The sequence below is a fragment of the Burkholderia sp. AU31652 genome, assembly GCF_002223155.1.
Classification (GTDB): Bacteria; Pseudomonadota; Gammaproteobacteria; order Burkholderiales; family Burkholderiaceae; genus Burkholderia.
The window spans coordinates 25,724-38,088 of sequence record NZ_NKFG01000007.1 but is presented as its reverse complement, the minus strand read 5'-3'; the positions used below and the strand labels follow the sequence as shown (position 1 = coordinate 38,088).

General features: G+C 68.0%; 15 protein-coding genes. 4 read left to right on the top strand and 11 right to left on the bottom strand.

Annotated features, from left to right (window positions below):
* Positions 1-48 precede the first annotated feature (48 nt).
* A complete protein-coding gene (locus CFB40_RS32155; RefSeq protein ID WP_089429519.1) occupies positions 49-330 on the top strand; it encodes a XapX domain-containing protein in 282 nt (93 codons plus the stop codon).
* Between the two features lie 322 nt (positions 331-652).
* On the opposite strand, the gene CFB40_RS32150 is transcribed toward CFB40_RS32155, so the two are convergent.
* Genes CFB40_RS32150 through CFB40_RS32140 form a run of 3 tightly spaced genes read right to left on the bottom strand, consistent with a single transcriptional unit; the run spans position 653 to position 3,892 of the window.
* Positions 653-2,134 carry an alginate export family protein gene (locus tag CFB40_RS32150; RefSeq protein WP_089434002.1) on the bottom strand — a complete coding sequence of 494 codons (1,482 nt, stop codon included), beginning with the start codon at positions 2,132-2,134 and terminating at the stop codon, positions 653-655.
* A 14-nt stretch (positions 2,135-2,148) separates the two neighbouring features.
* Complete coding sequence (locus CFB40_RS32145; protein ID WP_089434001.1) at positions 2,149-3,102, bottom strand: glyoxalase; 954 nt, start codon at positions 3,100-3,102, stop codon at positions 2,149-2,151.
* A gap of 52 nt (positions 3,103-3,154) precedes the next feature.
* Positions 3,155-3,892 (bottom strand): YoaK family protein, encoded by a 738-nt coding sequence (locus CFB40_RS32140; RefSeq protein WP_089429518.1) that lies wholly within the window; start codon positions 3,890-3,892, stop codon positions 3,155-3,157.
* A gap of 239 nt (positions 3,893-4,131) precedes the next feature.
* On the opposite strand from CFB40_RS32140, the gene CFB40_RS39290 reads away from it, so the two are divergent.
* Entirely contained in the window at positions 4,132-4,257 is a 126-nt protein-coding gene (locus CFB40_RS39290) for a hypothetical protein (protein ID WP_256976945.1), read from the top strand.
* 102 nt (positions 4,258-4,359) lie between these two features.
* Positions 4,360-5,502 (top strand): FAD binding domain-containing protein, encoded by a 1,143-nt coding sequence (locus CFB40_RS32130; protein WP_089433581.1) that lies wholly within the window; start codon positions 4,360-4,362, stop codon positions 5,500-5,502.
* On the opposite strand, the gene CFB40_RS32125 is transcribed toward CFB40_RS32130, so the two are convergent.
* From CFB40_RS32125 to CFB40_RS32100, 6 genes are all read right to left on the bottom strand, one after another.
* On the bottom strand, positions 5,430-5,699 hold the full coding sequence (locus CFB40_RS32125) for a hypothetical protein (protein ID WP_089433580.1): 270 nt from the start codon (positions 5,697-5,699) through the stop codon (positions 5,430-5,432). The two genes, CFB40_RS32130 and CFB40_RS32125, sit on opposite strands and share 73 nt — an antisense overlap.
* Complete coding sequence (locus CFB40_RS32120; protein WP_089433579.1) at positions 5,696-5,980, bottom strand: DUF4148 domain-containing protein; 285 nt, start codon at positions 5,978-5,980, stop codon at positions 5,696-5,698. The genes CFB40_RS32125 and CFB40_RS32120 overlap by 4 nt, the downstream gene beginning before the upstream one ends.
* Before the next feature lie 172 nt (positions 5,981-6,152).
* Positions 6,153-6,902, bottom strand: a complete 750-nt coding sequence (locus CFB40_RS32115; RefSeq protein WP_089433578.1) for an amino acid ABC transporter ATP-binding protein — start codon at positions 6,900-6,902, stop codon at positions 6,153-6,155.
* Entirely contained in the window at positions 6,889-7,539 is a 651-nt protein-coding gene (locus tag CFB40_RS32110) for an amino acid ABC transporter permease (RefSeq protein ID WP_089433577.1), read from the bottom strand. Before CFB40_RS32110 ends, CFB40_RS32115 begins: the two co-directional genes overlap by 14 nt.
* Positions 7,536-8,222 carry an amino acid ABC transporter permease gene (locus CFB40_RS32105; RefSeq protein ID WP_089429512.1) on the bottom strand — a complete coding sequence of 229 codons (687 nt, stop codon included), beginning with the start codon at positions 8,220-8,222 and terminating at the stop codon, positions 7,536-7,538. Before CFB40_RS32105 ends, CFB40_RS32110 begins: the two co-directional genes overlap by 4 nt.
* Positions 8,223-8,311: 89 nt before the next feature.
* Entirely contained in the window at positions 8,312-9,118 is an 807-nt protein-coding gene (locus tag CFB40_RS32100) for a transporter substrate-binding domain-containing protein (RefSeq protein WP_089433576.1), read from the bottom strand.
* Positions 9,119-9,575: 457 nt separating this feature from the next.
* On the opposite strand from CFB40_RS32100, the gene ansP reads away from it, so the two are divergent.
* On the top strand, positions 9,576-11,066 hold the full coding sequence (gene ansP / locus CFB40_RS32095; RefSeq protein ID WP_089434000.1) for an L-asparagine permease: 1,491 nt from the start codon (positions 9,576-9,578) through the stop codon (positions 11,064-11,066).
* A gap of 71 nt (positions 11,067-11,137) precedes the next feature.
* Here the strand turns inward: ansP and CFB40_RS32090 are convergent, their stop codons facing one another.
* Together CFB40_RS32090 and CFB40_RS32085 are read right to left on the bottom strand one after the other, a co-directional pair.
* Entirely contained in the window at positions 11,138-11,446 is a 309-nt protein-coding gene (locus CFB40_RS32090; RefSeq protein WP_089430105.1) for a DUF4148 domain-containing protein, read from the bottom strand.
* 236 nt (positions 11,447-11,682) lie between these two features.
* Positions 11,683-12,150, bottom strand: a complete 468-nt coding sequence (locus tag CFB40_RS32085) for an MEKHLA domain-containing protein (protein ID WP_089433575.1) — start codon at positions 12,148-12,150, stop codon at positions 11,683-11,685.
* Between the last annotated feature and the right edge of the window lie 215 nt (positions 12,151-12,365).

The window sequence follows — 12,365 nt, the reverse complement described above, 5'->3', positions numbered from 1 at the left end:
ATCGGTAGTTGTCCATATTTCCAACTGCCGACACACCATTCCAGACCTATGAAACCGTACACTGCTTCGCTGTTCGCCGGCATCCTCGCCGGCATCGTTTATGCGCTGATCGGCGTGCAATCGCCGGCGCCGCCCGCGGTCGCCCTGGCGGGCCTGCTTGGCATTCTGGCCGGCGAACAGATTCTCCCGCTGGCACGACGGCTGTTCAGCGGCATCCGGCTGGGAACCGCATGGCGCGACGCGAAGTGCAGCCAGCACATGTTCGGTGCGCTGCCGGGCGCCCATGCAACCGACGCTGGCGCGAAGCGCCGCGAATCGACACCGCTGTGATCGGAAGGTTCGAGCGCATCCGACCAGGACGGTCGGGGCGCTTGCATGTGTTTCAAGACGTTCGTCAATGGCCTGCGTGACGCCGCTGTTTCTGCGACCGTCCGCCGGCAGCACCGCCGGCTGCTCGAACGACGCATGACGCGTGCTCCGCATCTGATCGGCACGCCGACCTGACCTTCGCCGAGATCGGGGCCATTTGCGACTTTTCCGATCGGCACCCTCTGAACGACGTATTCGCGCAGGTCGTTGGGCGACCTGCCCCGTGCCCGGCGTCGTTCGGTTACACGCGCGCCGCCCTGCAGAAGCGGCAGCGCGCGCCGCGTCACCAACCGAACTTCGCTTCCACGCCGACATAGTCGGCATTACGCGCGCCCAGCGCGCGAATCGAATCGGCGAGCTGGAAGTGCACCGCCTCGACGGCCAGGGCCGTGTTCGCATTGACGAGCCAGTCCACGCGAGCCTGCGCGTACACCCCCGTCCACGCGCCGCCCTTGCCCGCCGTGCCCGGCACGGCCGACATGCCCTGTCCGTAGATCGCATCGGCCGTCGTCTGCCGCCACTGGAAGCCGACGGCGGTCAGCACCGTTACCGAGCTGGCGGGCTTGAAGGTCAGCGAAGGCTTCACGTGGATCAGGTTGCTGTATCCGGTATAACCGGCGAGCGTGAAGTAATAGCCGTTCGGAAACATCGGATTGAACGTGCCCACGCGCCGGTCGCCCGGGTGAGCATCGCCCGACGCACCGTCAATCTGGATCCCGATGCGCGGCGTGCCGGCCGTCTTCGCGAACGTATAGCCGCCGAGCGCGCCGAACGCCCACGCACCGACCGTGTCCTGCCCGACGTGGCCCGTCTGCAGCATCGCCTCGACGTCCCAGTCGAGCCCGTCGGCCTTGCCCGCATAGCGCATGTCGAACACGTCGCGCCGCTCGGTGCCCGACGCATCCGGAAAGCGCGCGTTGTCGCGCGTGTAGCGCGACCAGTACGCGGACAGGTCGCCCGGCCCCGTGCCGTTGCGCTCGACGCGCACGCCGTCGAATCGCAGGTGCCGGTTCGACACGTCGTCGAACGCGGCGGCGTCGCGATACTGCACCGGGCGCGTCACGTAGCCGATCAGCCGCCACTTGCCGATTTCGTAATCGGCCCACAGCGCGTCGAACGCCTGCCGCACGTTCGGGCCGTCGCGCACCGACACGAAGCGTTGCAAGTCGAACGCCATCTCCTGCCGGCCGACCCGCGTCTTCAACGTGCCGGGGCCGATCTGGTCGACATACGCGACGAACGCCTGCTCGATGTCGAGCTGGTCCCTGTCGACCGGGCCGACCGTATTCTTGCCGAACGGCCGCGCATCGACGAACTGCACGAACGCCTGCAGATGGCCGCGATAGCGCAGGTCCGCGTGCACGTTCGTGCGCTGGATCACGTAGTTGTCGTCGTGCGCGGAGCCGAGGCCGAACAGCGGCGCGTTGTTCAGCTCGAAACGCTCGCGCAGGTTCGCGCCGAGCGACAGGTAGGTCGACGGGTCGTCGCCGAGCGGCACGTATTTCAGAGCGTCGAACGGCTTGCGCGGCACGCACGGGTTCGCGAGCACCGACCAGTCCTCCTGCCAGCGGTTGAACAGCACGGTCGGACGCTTCGCGGTGCACGCCACGGCGGCGCTCGCTGCCGCCGGCGCCTGCGGCTGAACGACGGGTGCTGCTGCGGCTGCTGCGGCCGGCGCATCGGCACCGGCCGCCGTCCCGGCATGCAGCGCGACGCCGCCGGCCAGCACGACGCCCGGCAGCGCGCCGCGCCACGATGGTTTGATCGGCCGGCGCACCGTTATTTCGACCGTGCGTGGATTTCGGCGACGTAGCCGCCCGGGAACTGCACGAGCGCCGCGTCGCGGCCGTCCGACGTGAACGGCGGCACGAGCACGGTCACGCCCGCGGCTTCGGCCTGCTTCAGCGTCGTGGCCAGGTCGGCGACTTCATAGCCGGTCATCTCGCGCCCGAACGGGAACGGCAGATGGCCGTCCGTCGCGAGCACGGTCATCTTGCCGAAGCCCGATTCGATGCGGATGCGGCGGTACGTGTCGTTCGGCCGGCCGATCTCGATGCCCGGCGCCTTGCGCACGTCCGACACGATCTTGCCGTGCGAGAACGCGGCGAAGTCGTGCGCGAGCTTGCCCGCGCGTTCCGGCGACACATACACGCGGTTTTCCGGCACCGTCTGCAGCGGGTCGTAATTCGGCGCCTGCGTATGCCAGTACAGCTGCATATTCACGCCGCCCGGCCAGCGGATGATCGCGTCGCGCCCGATCGGATCGGGGAAGGTCGCGACGACCACGTCCGCGCCATGCGAACGCGCCGATTTCACGGCCATGTCCATGTCGGTCACCAGATAGCCGGTGCGCTCCTCGCAGAACGGATACGGGATCGGCGTCTTGAAGCCGAACACCGAGATCGTGCCGACCGGCGTGAGCACCAGTTGCGACATCGTCTGGCTCGGCGTCGGCGTGACCTGGAACACGCCCTGCTTCGACTTCTTGCCGCCGAACGTCGCGACGAAGCTGTCGGTGAAGCGGTCGAAGTCTTCCGGCGCGACGCACACGTGCGTCGTGTCGTACTGCGGGCCGACCGCGACCGCCGGGAAGCGCGCGGCGGCCGGCTGGCGCGCCGTGTCGTCCAGATGCGTTTCGTCGGCATGCGACGGGGCGGCCGCCAGCAACGCGGCGAGCATCGCCGTCGACGCAGTCGTCATGCGCAGCACGTGGCGCAGGTTCAGTGAAATCATCGGGTTCTCCTTGAAGGTGGCGCGCAGCGGCACGCCGCGCGCGAAAACGGGTTCAGCGCGACGCGGGCAGCTCGGCCAAGCGTGCGGATCGATACGTGAGAAAGCCCAGCACCGCGAGCGGCAGCGCGAGCGCCCAGAACGCGGCATACAGGTACGCCGTCGCGCCGGCGCCCGCGCCGAGCGCGAAGCCGGCCACCGGCGGCAGCGTGCGCTGCAGCCGCGCGCGGGCGGCGTCCCGTTCGGCCGGCGCGGCGATCGGCACGAGCCAGTCGAAGGCATCGATGACGGCCTGCGTGACGTTGCCGGTCATCACCGTGTTGGCGACCACCGAGCGCGCGGTCAGCCGGCCATGCGCGTTCTGCACGCCCATCGCCGCCGCGCCGAGCAGCCCGCAGACGATCGTCGCGGGCGCGTCGGCGCTGCCGATCGGCGACGCCGCGATCCCCGCGAACATGAAGCCGGCGAGCAGGATCGCCTGCAACGCGTACAGCGAACCGGCCCGCGCGCCATGACCGCGCACGCGCATCCGGTGGTCGAGCAGGCGGGCGGCCACGATCCCGGCGATGAACGCCGGAAACGCGAGCCATTTGATCAGCAGCCCCTGCCCGACCCCGGCCAGGCCCGAGCCGATCAGGATGAAGTTGCCGGTCACATGGGCGGTAAAGAGGCCGAACAGCGCGACGAAGCCGAGCGTGTCGACATAGCCTGCGATCGACGCGAGAAAGACGTCTTCGCCGGGCAGGCGATCGGGCGCGGCCGCGCCGGCGGCCGTTACGTGTCCAGGTTGCATGTCGTGGTTTCCTTGGTTTTGCCGGCGCAGTCCGCGCCCTCGACCTGCGCGCCCGGCCCATGCGGCGGTTCGGTAGCAAGACTAGGGGACGTGCGCCTGAAAGTCATGGCGGCGAACTGAATTTTTCTGAAGCAACGCCGGCGGCGGAAGCGCAGCGCAACGCGCAAATCGAACGGGGCTGGAGCCCGCACGCGAGCCTCTTCCCTCTGGGCGTGTGCAAGCGGGTATACGGATTGCCGGTGCCCGACGATCTCGACGCCGAAATCGAACGGCAGGTCGACGCGTTCCTGAACGGCACGCCGGCCGCACTGCAATGCGTGGCATCCGGCTCCTGCGCCGCCCCCGCCAAACGCCGCCGAGGCTGAGCGGCGGCGCACGCGTCACGCTGTCACGCAGGCCGCTTCAGAACGATTCAACCGCTGCGTCCGTTGCTTGCCCTATGCTCGGCCATCATCGGGAGACATCGGATGGAACACGGATCGGGCCGCAAGGCCGTCATCGTCGGCGGGTCGGTCGGCGGGCTGTTCGCCGCGACCGCCCTGCGCGCAGCCGGCTGGGACGTCGGCGTATTCGAGCAATCCCCGCACGACCTGGACAGCCGCGGCGGCGGCATCGTGCTGCAGCCGCCGATCGAGCGGGCGTTCGCATTCGGCAACGTACCGCTGCCGCGCGAGGCCGCCGTCGATTCGATCGACCGGATCTACGTCGATGCGCAAGACCGCATCGTGCAACGCTTCACGATGCCGCAAACGCAGACCGCGTGGAACGTGATCTACACGGCGTTGAAGCGCGCGCTGCCGGCCGGCATCGTCCAGGCGGGCGACGCGTTCGAGCGATTCGAGCAGGACGGCGAGCGCATCGTCGCGCATTTCGCGAGCGGCCACGCCGAGACGGCCGACCTGCTGATCGGTGCGGACGGCGGCCGCTCGGCGGTGCGAGCACAGTTGATGCCGGACGTGCGGCCGACGTATGCGGGCTATGTCGCATGGCGCGGGCTCGTCGACGAGCGGGCGCTGCCCGAACAGGTGCTGGATCTGCTGCGCGAGCGCTTCACGTTCCAGCAAGGCGACGCGCACCTGTTCCTCACCTATCTGGTGCCCGGCGCGGACGGCGCGATCGAGCCGGGCAAGCGGCGCGTGAACTGGGTCTGGTACCGGCGTCTCGCGTCCGACCGGCTGCGGTCGCTGTTCGTCGCGCGCGACGGCACGCAGCGCGACGGATCGCTGCCGCCCGGCGCGATGCGCGACGACAGCCGCGCGGAACTCGTCGACGCCGGTGGCCGGATGCTCGCGCCGACGCTCGCCGCGCTCGTCGACGCGACACCCGCGCCGTTCGCGCAGGCGATCCAGGATCTCGCGGTCGAACGGATGGCGGTGGGGCGTGCGGTGCTGCTGGGCGACGCCGCGTGCCTCGTTCGCCCGCACACGGCGGCCGGTGTCGCGAAAGCGGCGGACGACGCGGTCGGCCTCGCGCAAGCGCTGCGTGAAGTCGGCCACGGCCGCGGGTTCGACGCCGCGCTGGCGGGCTGGGACGCCCGTCAGCGCGCCGCGAGTGCGATGATCGCCGCGCGCGGCATCGCGCTGGGCGCCCGCCTGATGGGCGCGGCTTGAACATGGGCCGGCCGCGCGTGGGCGGGCCGGCGCAGCGTATCGCTCGACGGATCGAGCGCGCGCAGCACGCTGGCGCGCCCGCCATCGTCGTCGGGCAGTTGCGGCTGGCCACGCGCGGCGGCCGGCGCGCCATGCGCCGCGAGCCACGCGGCGAGCGCCAGGCCCGCCACGCGGGCCAGTACGGCAGCCGGCTTCATTGCGCGCTCGCCGTTGAAACAGCCGCGCCCGTTCCCACGCCCGCCGTCGCGGTGCGCGGCTCGCCGTGCGCGATCGCATACAGCTCGCGATTGCGCGCGATCGTCGGCGCGCTCGGCGGATAGTCCCAGTTCGACGTCGGCAACGTGCCGTCGCGCTCCGCCTGAATCAGGTCGGCGACCACGTCGGCGCGGGTGAGCGCATGGTCGGCGGTTTGCGCGAATGCGGCGACGGGTGCGCTCAGTGCGCAGGAAAGCAGGACTGCACGAATCAGGTTGTTCATGACGTTCACCTCTCGAGATGGCGTGTTCGCGTCCGCAGATCAGGCCGGACATCCGCTCCGCATCGATGCGATGAGGAGTGTGTCCATTCTGCGATTCGCGCGCTTTCCGGAAGGTGAGGCTTCGATTACGGTCTTGTTATCAGGTCGCGGCCCGGCCGCACGGCCGTGTCAGTCAGCGCGCAACCGTTTCCGGGTTCCGCACGCTGCCCAGAAACCGCGTCAATTCCACCGTCTGCGGACGCTCGAAGATCTCGTCGGCCGTCCCGCTCTCCCACACGCGTCCCTGGTGCATGAACACGATCCTGTCGCTCACCGCACGCGCGAAGTTCATCTCGTGGGTGACCATGATCAGCGTCATGTCCTCGCGCGCGAGTTGCTCGATCACGCCCAGCACCTCGCCGACGAGCTCGGGATCGAGCGCCGACGTGATTTCGTCGCACAGCAGCACGCTCGGCTTCATCGCGAGCGCACGCGCGATCGCGACGCGCTGCTGCTGGCCGCCCGACAGGTGTTCCGGAAACGCGTCAAACTTGTCGCCGAGGCCGACGCGCTCGAGCATCAGCTCCGCGATCGCGCGCGCCTGCTGGGGGTGCGACTTCTTCACCACCGACTGCGCGAGCATCACGTTCTGTCCGGCGCTCAGGTGCGGAAACAGGTTGTATTGCTGGAACACCATGCCGACCTTCAGCCGCAGCGCACGCAAGTCCGCATGCCGCGCATCGACGCGTTCGCCGTCGACCGAGATCGTGCCCGCGTCGATACTCTCGAGCCCGTTGAGCGTGCGCAGCAGCGTGCTCTTGCCCGAGCCGCTGCGGCCGATGATCGACACGACCTGCCCGCGCTCGACGGACAGGTCGATGCCCTTGAGCACATGATGGGTGCCGAAGTGCTTTTCGAGACCCCGGGTTTCAACGAGCGGCATGCCATCTCCTTTGCAACGTGCGCGCATAACGGGTAAGCGGATAGCAGAGCGCGAAATAGATCAGCGCAACGAGGCCATACACGACGAACGGCCGGAACGTCGCATTCGAGATCGCGATACCGACCTTCGTCAGCTCGGTGAAGCCGATGATCGACACGAGCGCCGTATCCTTCACCGCCTGCACGCCGAAGCCGACCGTCGGCGCGATCGCGATGCGCGCGGCCTGCGGCAGGATCACGTGACGCAACTGCTCGACATAGCTCATCGCCAGGCTGGCCGACGCCTCCCACTGCCCTTTCGGCACCGCCTCGACACAGCCGCGCCAGATCTCCGCCAGATAGGCGCTGGTGAAGAACGTGAGCCCCGCCGTGGCCGCGACCCACGGCGGCACGTCGAGCCCGACGAGCGGCAGGCCGAAGAACACGATAAACAGTTGCATCAGCAACGGCGTGCCCTGGAACACTTCGATATAGAGCTTCGCGATGCCGCGCAGCACCGTCGAACCCGACACGCGCATCACGAGCAGCCCGAGCCCGACGAGGCCGCCGGACACGAACGACACGATCGACAGCACGATCGTCCAGCGCGCGGCCAGCAGCAGGTTCGCGAGAATCTGCCCGAACGTGAAATCGGTCATCGCGCACCTCGCACGCGGCGGGAGAACAGGCGGCGGCCCATCGCGCCGAGCGTGGCGCGCATCAGCAGCGCCATCGCCAGATACGCGAGCGTGATCACGAAGTACGTCTCGAATGCACGGAAGTTGCGCGACTGGATGTAGCCGGCCGCATAGGTCAGGTCGGCCACCGAGATTTGCGACACGACCGCCGAACCGAGCATCGTGATCACGATCTGGCTCGACAGCGCGGGAAACACCTTGGCGAGCGCCTGCGGCAGCACGACGTGGCGCAGCATCTGCGCGCGCGACATCGCCAGCGCGGACGCCGCCTCCAGATGCCCCTTCGGCACGGCGGCCACGCCCGCGCGCACGATCTCGACCGAGTACGCGCCGAGGTTGAGCGTCATCGCGAGGATCGCGGCCGTGTATTCGTCGATGTGCACGCCGAGCGCCGGCAAGCCGAAGAAGATGAAGAACAGCTGGACGACGAACGGCGTATTGCGAATCGCCTCGACGTACGCGCCGATCAGCGGGCGCAAGCGCACGGCCGCGCGCGCGTCGGCACTGTACGCGGCCGCGCCGAGCACGCCGACGGCCGCGCCGAGCACGGTCGCGACCGCGGTCAGCGCGAGCGTGATCGCCGCGCCGCTCGCGAACACGCCGGCGTAATCGGCGAGCTCGCCGAATTGAAGCTGGTAGCTCATGGGAAGCGGATGAATTCGGGTTCGGACAACGACACGCGCCACGCCGGGCATCCCGGCCGCGGCAACGTGTCAGGCTGCACTGCGATACGTCACAGCCCGGCCGGCAGCGGCTGGCCGAGCCACTTGCGCGACAGCTCGCCGAGCGAGCCGTCCTGCTTCGCATGCGCAATCGCATCGTCGATCTTCGCGAGCAGGCGCGGTTCGTTCTTGTTGACGCCGACGAAGCACGGCGAATTCTTGATCACGAACTTGACCTCGGGGCGGCGCGGCGGATGCTTCGCGAGAATCGCCGCCGCGACGATGTTGCCGGCCGCGATCAGTTGGACCTGCCCCGACAGGAACGCCTGGATCGTCGCGTTGTTGTCCTCGAAGCGCTTGATCGTCGCGTTCGGCGCGAGCTGCGACAGCGCGATCTCCTCGAGCGCGCCGCGCGTCGCGCCGACCGTCTTGCCGGTGAGGTCGGCGGGCACGCTCACCTTCACGTCGGACGGCCCGAACACGCCCTGGAAATACGGCGCGTACGCGCTCGAGAAATCGATGACCTTCTCGCGCTCCGGCGTCTTGCCGAGCGACGAAATCACCATGTCGACCTTGTTGGTCGTCAGGTACGGAATCCGGTTCGCGCTGTTCACGGGCACCAGCTTCAGCTTGACGCCGAGCGCCTTGGCGAGGAGGCCTGCCATGTCGATGTCGTAGCCCTGCGGCTGCATGTCCGTGCCGACCGAACCGAACGGCGGATAGTCCTCGGGCACCGCGACGCGCAGCGTGCCGTTTTTCGCGATGGTGTCGAGCGCATCGGCGTGGGCCGGCGCGGCGGCGAACAGCGCGATCACGGGGGCGGCGAGCAGCGCAGCCAGCCAGGTGCGTCGGGGGAACGGTCGGGTCGTCGGGCTCACGGTGAATCTTCCTTGTCTGGTATGTCGTCGGGCAGCGCGCAACGATTGCGCGGCCGACACCACTCCAGCAAAAACCGGGCCATCGCCGTGAAACGCTTGCCGCACCGGCGCGAGACGAAAAATTCGATGTGCCGGATTCCTCATTTCGGTGCATGAGCCGGCGCCGTCGGTAACGGTTGCCCCCGCAGCGCGCGCCGGCGCACCAAATTACCTATCCGGTTCACCCGGCGCCGACACCTATGCATGGATTCGACCAGGCTCAGTCCAAATTTGCATTCCGTTTGTGACCGGAATTACGGCTGAATACGTTCGCGACGTACCGTGCCTTTCGTCACGTCCGACGAACCGCAATCTGGACGGGCGCGCGCGATTGCGCGCGCCGGACCTCCGGTACCGGTGGTCCCGATCGTCCGCGACCGGGACGAATCCCATCCCCTCCATGCGCGAGGAACCCGTCATGGCATCGATTCCCGACCCGTCGACAACCGGCGAAACCGACAAACGCAGCTGGCTCGAATCGCACGAAGCCGGCTATCACAAGACCCTCGGCAATCGACAGGTGCAGATGATCGCGATCGGCGGGGCCATCGGCACCGGGCTGTTTCTCGGCGCCGGCGCCCGGCTGCAGGCCGCCGGCCCGGCGCTCGCCATCGTCTATCTAGTCTGCGGCGCGTTTTCGTTCCTGATCCTGCGCGCGCTCGGCGAGCTCGTGATGCATCGCCCGAGCAGCGGCAGCTTCGTATCGTACGCACGCGAATTCCTCGGCGAGAGGGCGTCGTTCGTCGCAGGCTGGATGTACTTCCTGAACTGGGCGATGACCGGCATCGTCGACATCACCGCCGTCGCGCTCTACATGCATTACTGGGCGCCGTTCGCGGCCGTGCCGCAGTGGATCTTCGCGCTCGTCGCGCTGTGCATCGTCGCGACGATGAACCTGATCGGCGTGAAATGGTTCGCGGAAATGGAGTTCTGGTTCGCGCTGATCAAGGTCGCCGCGATCGTGCTGTTTCTCGTGATCGGCGCGGCGATCCTCGGCACGGGCATGCCGGTGGCCGGCCATGGCACCGGCCTGCATCTGATCACCGACAACGGCGGGTTCTTTCCGCACGGACTGATGCCGGCGCTGGTGCTGGTGCAGGGCGTGGTGTTCGCGTTCGCGGGCGTCGAACTGGTCGGCACGGCCGCCGGCGAATGCAAGGATGCGCGCAAGGTGCTGCCGCGCGCGATCAACAACGTAATCTGGCGCATCGCGATTTTCTACGTCGCATCGGTCGTGCTGCTGGTCTGCCTGCTGCCGTGGAGTGCGTACAAGGCGGGCCAGAGCCCGTTCGTCACGTTCTTCGGCGCGCTCGGCGTGCCGGGCATCGGCTCGGTGATGAACCTGGTGGTGCTCACGGCCGCGCTGTCGAGCCTCAACTCCGGCCTGTATTCGACGGGGCGCGTGCTGCGTTCGCTGTCGATGGGCGGCTCGGCCCCCGCGTTCCTCGCGCGGATGAGCGGGCAATCCGTCCCGTACGCGGGCATTCTGGTGACGGTCGCGATCTATGTGGTCGGCGTGCTGCTCAACTATCTGGTGCCGTCGAGCGTGTTCGAGATCGTGCTGAACATCGCGTCGCTCGGCATCATCAGCACATGGGGCTTCATCGTCGTATGCCAGATGAAGTTCCGCGCCGCGGTCAGGCGCGGCGACGTGGAGGACGTCTCGTTCAGGATGCCCGGCGCGCCCGTGACGTCGTGGCTCACCCTGCTGTTCCTGCTCGGCGTGCTGGTGTTGATGGCATTCGACTACCCGAACGGGACATGGACGATCGCGTCGATCCCGCTGGTCGCGCTGCTGCTCGTGGCCGGCTGGAAGTGGCTGAGCCGTCGCGCGCGCCGCGCGTTGCTGAAGCCGACGATTCCGTCGATCACGCTGACGCAGAACGTGCTCGAGAAAGGCGACGACTGACTCGCTACGGCATGCGTGCCGTCCGTTGAAGGAACCGCCGTCGGGCCGCGGACGGCGGTCGCCAATCGCGCTCAGTGATGGTCGTACAACTGGTGCTCGTCGAGCGACGCGAGCGATTGCGCATCAGTGCGCTTTGCGGCGACGCTCGGCCGCGCGGCGGCCGATTGCGCTTGCTGCGCGGCGACCTTCGCCTCGGCGGCCTGGATGTCGTCGGGATAGTTCGGATCGTTACCGATCGGCCGATAGCCGGCCTGTTCGACGCGGACGAGATCGGCGCGCACGTCGGCCCGTGTGAGCGCATGGTCGGCGGTTTGCGCAAATGCGACGATCGGTGCGCTCAGTGCGCAGGAAAGCAGGACTGCACGAATCAGGTTGTTCATGATGTTCACCTCTCAATGATGGCGTGTTCGCGTCCGCAGATCAGGCCGGACATCCGCTCCCCATCGATGTGATGAAGAGTTGGATTCATTCTGCGATTCGCGCGCTTTCCTGAAGGTGAGGCTTCGATTACGGTTTTGTTATCTGATCGCTCGCGTCCGTCGTGGGCGGGCCGCCCCGGTTCGCCGGACATCGCGCGGGCCCGCGACGCGATGCGCGTGCCAGTCGATCGTCGCGTTCATGCGGGCGCGTCGAGCGGCCGTACTTCCGGAATCATCGCGGCCTGGCCGTGCACGACTCCGTCCGCGTCCATGAGCTGCCACACGGTCGCGCGTTCGATCCAGAACCGCTTGCCGGACTTCGTCACGCGCACGCCGCGATATTCGGCCACGAAGCCATCGCGCATCACCTTGTCGAGAAACACCTGGCGCTCGTGTCGCTCCATCGGCTCCGCCGACAGACGGGACGGCAACGCCGTCAGTTCATCCCAGTCGTATTCGAAAATCGCCTGCGCGCGCCGGTTGCCGTACACGAACACCGGGTCGGCCGACGTGTCGTGCGCCAGGATGCCGAACGGCGCCGCTTCGTACAGCCACGCGGCGCCGTCGGATGCGCTCATGCCGTCGGGCACGAGCGGGCAGTTCACGAGCCGGCGATACGAGTCGGCAAGAAGGCGGAAGAAGTTTGCATCGGTGCGCAACGACATCGGTCTGGCTCCTGAAATCGGCGAGATACGCGAATGAGCGAAGGTTTGCCGCCGGACATTATGGATGAAGCGGCGCCCCGCCGTCGGCGGCGAGAGTCCGGCCAGCCCGCATCGCGCTGCGCGGCCCGCCGCACGGCCGCTGCCGCCGCGCCGGCACGGATAACGGTTTCGTAATCTTCGAGTCAGGGTCGGGTCAACGCCGCGCCGGCAGACTG

Coding starts and splice junctions, on each gene's coding strand:
- CFB40_RS32110 (WP_089433577.1), bottom strand. CDS start 7,539: ATGACCGATTTCACGTTCGGGCAGATTCTCGCGAACCTGCTGCTGGCC.
- CFB40_RS32140 (WP_089429518.1), bottom strand. CDS start 3,892: ATGCAACCTGGACACGTAACGGCCGCCGGCGCGGCCGCGCCCGATCGC.
- CFB40_RS32125 (WP_089433580.1), bottom strand. CDS start 5,699: ATGAAGCCGGCTGCCGTACTGGCCCGCGTGGCGGGCCTGGCGCTCGCC.
- ansP (WP_089434000.1), top strand. CDS start 9,576: ATGGCATCGATTCCCGACCCGTCGACAACCGGCGAAACCGACAAACGC.
- CFB40_RS32090 (WP_089430105.1), bottom strand. CDS start 11,446: ATGAACAACCTGATTCGTGCAGTCCTGCTTTCCTGCGCACTGAGCGCA.
- CFB40_RS32115 (WP_089433578.1), bottom strand. CDS start 6,902: ATGCCGCTCGTTGAAACCCGGGGTCTCGAAAAGCACTTCGGCACCCAT.
- CFB40_RS32130 (WP_089433581.1), top strand. CDS start 4,360: ATGGAACACGGATCGGGCCGCAAGGCCGTCATCGTCGGCGGGTCGGTC.
- CFB40_RS32145 (WP_089434001.1), bottom strand. CDS start 3,102: ATGATTTCACTGAACCTGCGCCACGTGCTGCGCATGACGACTGCGTCG.
- CFB40_RS32085 (WP_089433575.1), bottom strand. CDS start 12,150: ATGTCGTTGCGCACCGATGCAAACTTCTTCCGCCTTCTTGCCGACTCG.
- CFB40_RS32105 (WP_089429512.1), bottom strand. CDS start 8,222: ATGAGCTACCAGCTTCAATTCGGCGAGCTCGCCGATTACGCCGGCGTG.
- CFB40_RS32120 (WP_089433579.1), bottom strand. CDS start 5,980: ATGAACAACCTGATTCGTGCAGTCCTGCTTTCCTGCGCACTGAGCGCA.
- CFB40_RS32155 (WP_089429519.1), top strand. CDS start 49: ATGAAACCGTACACTGCTTCGCTGTTCGCCGGCATCCTCGCCGGCATC.